This window comes from Bacillus sp. JJ1127 (genome assembly GCF_036965845.1).
Classification (GTDB): domain Bacteria; phylum Bacillota; class Bacilli; order Bacillales; family Bacillaceae_G; genus Bacillus_A.
In genome coordinates this window covers 1-5012 of sequence record NZ_JBALQK010000114.1, presented here as the reverse complement: position 1 = coordinate 5012, position 5012 = coordinate 1, and the positions used below count along the sequence as shown (strand labels likewise).

Genomic DNA, 5012 nt, shown 5'->3' with positions numbered 1-5012 from the left:
ATGAAAGATTATTTACAAAAATAAGAGTGCCGGAAAGGGCATTTTTATTTTTGTAAGTACTATTAATTTCACATACCGTATTGAGATAAGAAAAATTTAAAAAGCAAATGAATAGAAATGTGTATTCTTCACCATGTATTCACTTGTCAATCTAGGATAGCCACTATACTATTAAAGTATAGAGAATAGAGAAAAAGGGGTTGTATCCATATGAAATTTGAGATGCACACAAAGATTATTTCAAATGAAAAAGAAACGAGATTACATATAGAAGAAAATGTATTTCAATTAATTTTAGATGGTTATCACTTATTTGCTGTGAATGAAATGCTGCCTTTATATAAATCAGATCAAGAAAGAATAGGTAGTGCAATTGTTCAAAAGTTAGAGTGGGAAAATGAGAAAACGACGCTTAACTATCAACTAGTTTCATTACAGTCAGTGAATTAAAAGAGAGAAAGGAAGGAAAAGATGAAGTTTTTTCATACAGCGGATTGGCATTTAGGAAAACTTGTTCACGGTGTATATATGACTGAAGATCAACGGATTGTTTTAGATCAGTTCGTTCAAGCTGTGGAAGAAGAAAAACCAAATGCCGTAATTATTGCAGGTGATTTATATGACCGAGCAATACCTCCAACAGAAGCAGTAGACTTATTAAATGATGTATTGCAAAAAATAGTGATTGATTTACAAACGCCGGTAATCGCCGTAGCGGGGAATCATGATAGTCCAGACCGTATTCATTTTGGTAGTAGTTTAATGAAGAAACAAGGGTTACATATTGTTGGACAGTTTCAATTTCCTTATGAACCAGTTGTTTTACATGATGAATATGGCGAAGTGCATTTTCATTTAATTCCATATGCTGATCCAAGTATTGTCAGACATGTTATGAAAAATGAAGATATTCGCTCTCATGATGATGCGATGCGTATTTTCATGAATGAACTTTCAGAGACAATGAATCAAGAAGCAAGACATGTATTTGTAGGACATGCATTTGTTACTTCTTCAGGTGAAGCAGAAGAAAATACGAGTGATGCAGAACGTCCGCTTTCAATAGGCGGCGCTGAATACGTGAATAGCCATTATTTTGACAAGTTTCATTACACGGCGCTTGGTCATTTACATCAAGCGCATTTTGTACGTAATGAAACAATTCGTTATTCAGGTTCACCACTTGCGTATTCTATTTCTGAAGAACGGCATAAAAAAGGATACTATGTTGTTGAACTAGACGAAGCAGGGCAAACGACAATAGACAAACGTTTATTTACACCTCGTCGTCAAATGCGAACAGTAGAAGCGAAAATAGATGATTTATTGCAGCATCCAACAAGTGAAGATTATGTTTTCGTTAAATTATTAGATGAAAATCCTGTACTGCAGCCGATGGAAAAAATTCGTTCTGTATATCCGAATGCAATGCATGTTGAACGCTCTATTCAAAGACGAGAATTTACAGAAGTAAATGAAGTTACTGTTTCTAGACATAAAACAGATGACTTATCTCTTTTGAAAGCTTTTTATAAAGAAATGAAGGGCTCAGATTTATCAGAAGAGAAAGAACGTCTTTTCTTAGAAGTATTACAAACAGTGCAGGAACAGGAAGGTGAACGAGGATGAGACCACTTCAGCTTATTATGACAGCGTTTGGTCCCTATAAACAGCGAGAGGTCATTGATTTTAGTGATCTAGGAAATCATCGTATTTTTGCTATTTCAGGAAATACAGGAGCAGGGAAGACGACGATATTCGATGCGATTTGTTATGTATTATATGGAGAAGCGAGTGGAGAAGAACGTAGTGATACGAGTATGCTTCGCAGCCAATTTGCTGATGATAATGTATATACGAGTGTGGAATTAACCTTTCAATTGAAAGGAAAACAATATGAAATCAAACGGCAGCTGGGTCATAAAAAGCAAGGAAATAAAACAATTACAGGGCATGCTGTTGAATTATATGAAGTGATAGGTGATGAGAAGGTTCCATGTGTAGACCGTTTTCATGTGACGGATGTGAACAAAAAGGTCGAAGAGTTAATTGGACTTAGCAAACATCAATTTAGTCAAATTGTTATGCTTCCACAAGGAGAGTTTCGAAAACTATTAACATCTGAAACAGAAAATAAAGAGGAAATTTTACGCCGTATTTTTAAAACAGATCGTTATAAATTAATGCGTGAATTATTAGATCAAAAACGGAAACAGTGGAAAGAAGTCTTACAAGAAAAGCAAAAAGAAAGAGAACTGCATTTCCGTAATGTCTTTAAATTACCAGTTCGAGATGGTTCGTTATTAGAGACATTGGTGCAGCAGGAACATGTCAATACGCATCAAGTAGTCGAAGTGCTTGCACAAGAAACGAGTTGCTATGAAGCAGAAGTTGAACAATTGCAAACGCAGCAAACATTACAAACGCAGCAATTAAAAGAAGTAGAAGTTCATTTTCATGCAGCGAAATCTATTAATGAAAAGTTCCAAGCCCTGCAGCAAAAAGAAGAACAACAAACAGCTTTACAAGCAAATCGAGAACAAATTGAAACAGAGGAACAACGCTTTAAACGTGCAGAACAAGCGAAACGATTATTACCGTTTGAACAATGGTATGAAGAAGCAGTGCAAAACAAGCAGAATGCGGATCAATTACTGAAACAAATATCTGTTAAGAAAGAAAAGACAGCTGAATCCTTTGGACTTGCACAGGAGAAATATGAAGGATTAAAGAGCAAAGAACCTGTACGTGAAGAAGGGAAGAAACATGTACAGAGATTAGAAGAATTACAGCCGATTATTGCTTCACTAGCAGAGAAAAAATCAAAATTGCAAAAGGCAGAACTTCACAGTGAGAAATTGAAAGAAGGCATTCATAAGTTTGAGCAACAGCTGGAAGGACAGATGTCGCAAAAACAACAAATAGCTGGAGAACTGCAGCAGTTAGAAGTAGCACTTGAGCAATATGTAGCCAAAGTAGAAGAACTAACAAATATGCGAGAAGATGCCAAAGTACTAAAGCAAGCATATGACGTTTGGCAAGAAAAACAAAAGTATGAACAAGAAAAAGAAACTGCATCTCAAAGGATGGGAATCGCAGTTAAAGCGTATGAAGATATGGAACGTCGCTGGCTAAATGAACAAGCTGGGGTGTTAGCTCTTCATCTTCATGACGGAGAATCTTGCCCAGTATGTGGTAGTACGACTCATCCGAAGAAAGCAACGGAACGAGGAGATTCCATCGACGAAAAACAGCTAAATGAGCTGCGAGAAACTAAAAACGTTGCTGAAAAACTACATGTTCAATTGGGAGAAAAATGGAATTTCTATCGCCTGCAATATGAACAAGTGATAGAAGAAGTTATAAAACGTGGTTATCGCTCAGAAGAATTAGTTGAAACATATCGCGCATTGGTGCAAAAAGGAAAGCAGCTAGCAGCTGAGGTAAGCACATTAAAAGCAAGTGAAGAAACACGTAAACAATTCGCATCAAATCTTAAAGGGTTAGAAGTACAATTAGAAGAGTTACAGAAGCAAAAACGTGAAGCTGAAGCGATGCAGCATCGCACTGAAATGGAGTGTATGCAGCTTCGTACGTCGTATGAACATGACCAGCAGAGCATACCTGGAAATTTGCAAACATTAGAAGCTTGGAAACAGCAGTTTGACAATGCTGTTAAGGAAATGCGCTATATGGAAGATGAGTGGAAGAGAGTGCAAGAAGCTTATCAACATTGGCAAAATGAAAATATACGGGTGCAAGCTGAGTATGATGGGGCTGTGAAACAAGTAAGCAGTGCAAAAGAGAAACAGGACGAGACTTTTGTACGATTTACGAAAGAGCTTGAACAAGGCGGTTTTGTGGACCAAAACGCATATAAAGAGGCGAAACGAACGGATGCAGAAATAGAAGAATTACAACGAAAAATTCAAAGCTACTATTCATCCCTTGAAGTATTAGAAAAACAAATTGAAGAATTAACAAATGAATTACGTGATAAAGAATGGACAGATATCACGTCGTTAGAAGAACAAATGAAAGAGTTAGAGATTCAGCTTGATATTACAAAAGAAAAGCGTCAGCGTGCACAAAATGCAGTTGTATACATTTCTGATTTACATGAAAATATTAGACGAATTGATGAACAAATTCATGAAGAAGAAAAAGCTTTCCAAGAACTTGTTGATTTATATGAAGTCATGAAAGGGGATAACGAAAGCCGTATTTCCTTTGAACGTTACATTTTAATTGAGTATCTAGAACAAATTGTTCAAATTGCTAACGAAAGACTTCGCAAATTATCAAACGGACAATTTTATTTAAAACGAAGTGAACGGGTTGAAAAACGTAATCGTCAAAGTGGATTAGGATTAGATGTATATGATGCATACACAGGCCAAACACGTGATGTAAAAACGTTGTCCGGCGGAGAGAAATTTAATGCTTCACTTTGCCTAGCACTTGGTATGGCAGATGTTATCCAGGCTTATGAAGGCGGTATTTCTATCGAAACGATGTTTATCGATGAAGGATTTGGTTCACTAGACGAAGAGTCATTAACAAAAGCAGTCGATGCGTTGATAGATTTACAAAAGTCAGGACGATTTATCGGGGTGATTTCACACGTACAAGAGTTGAAAAACGCAATGCCGGCCGTACTAGAAGTAACGAAGCAGAAAGATGGTTGTAGTCAGACACGGTTTGTGATGAAATAGTGATTCTAATGCGAGTGATTTACTCATCGTTTCTAACGTTTTTTAGGCTCGAGTCACAATAGCGGTCACATTTTTTGAATACCTCAAGATGATGGGAAAAGTAAAAACAGGTGGGATTGGCTTTGCCGCTATTAAAGAAGTATTTGAAGTATTATGCAACAGAAATTTGAAGGGATCCATTCTGTTTGAAGGAGAGAACTCTATACCTTACGTTCTTACTGAATAAATGGGAAATCCTGAATTAGAGAATTTTACTGCTTGACTAGACGAAAAATGTGGGTATTACGAATATATTTA

3 protein-coding genes are annotated in these 5012 nt (G+C 36.6%); all 3 read left to right on the top strand.

The features are described 5' to 3' along the window. The first annotated feature begins 210 nt into the window (after positions 1-210). From V7183_RS12610 to V7183_RS12600, 3 genes are read left to right on the top strand one after another with little or no spacing between them, the layout of a single operon-like run. On the top strand, positions 211-450 hold the full coding sequence (locus tag V7183_RS12610) for a DUF2584 family protein (RefSeq protein ID WP_097899520.1): 240 nt from the start codon (positions 211-213) through the stop codon (positions 448-450). A gap of 21 nt (positions 451-471) precedes the next feature. Further along, complete coding sequence (locus tag V7183_RS12605; RefSeq protein ID WP_097899521.1) at positions 472-1629, top strand: exonuclease SbcCD subunit D; 1158 nt, start codon at positions 472-474, stop codon at positions 1627-1629. Then, positions 1626-4715: an SMC family ATPase gene (locus V7183_RS12600; protein ID WP_335359737.1), complete on the top strand. Its 3090-nt coding sequence runs from the start codon at positions 1626-1628 to the stop codon at positions 4713-4715. Before V7183_RS12605 ends, V7183_RS12600 begins: the two co-directional genes overlap by 4 nt. Positions 4716-5012: the final 297 nt, after the last annotated feature.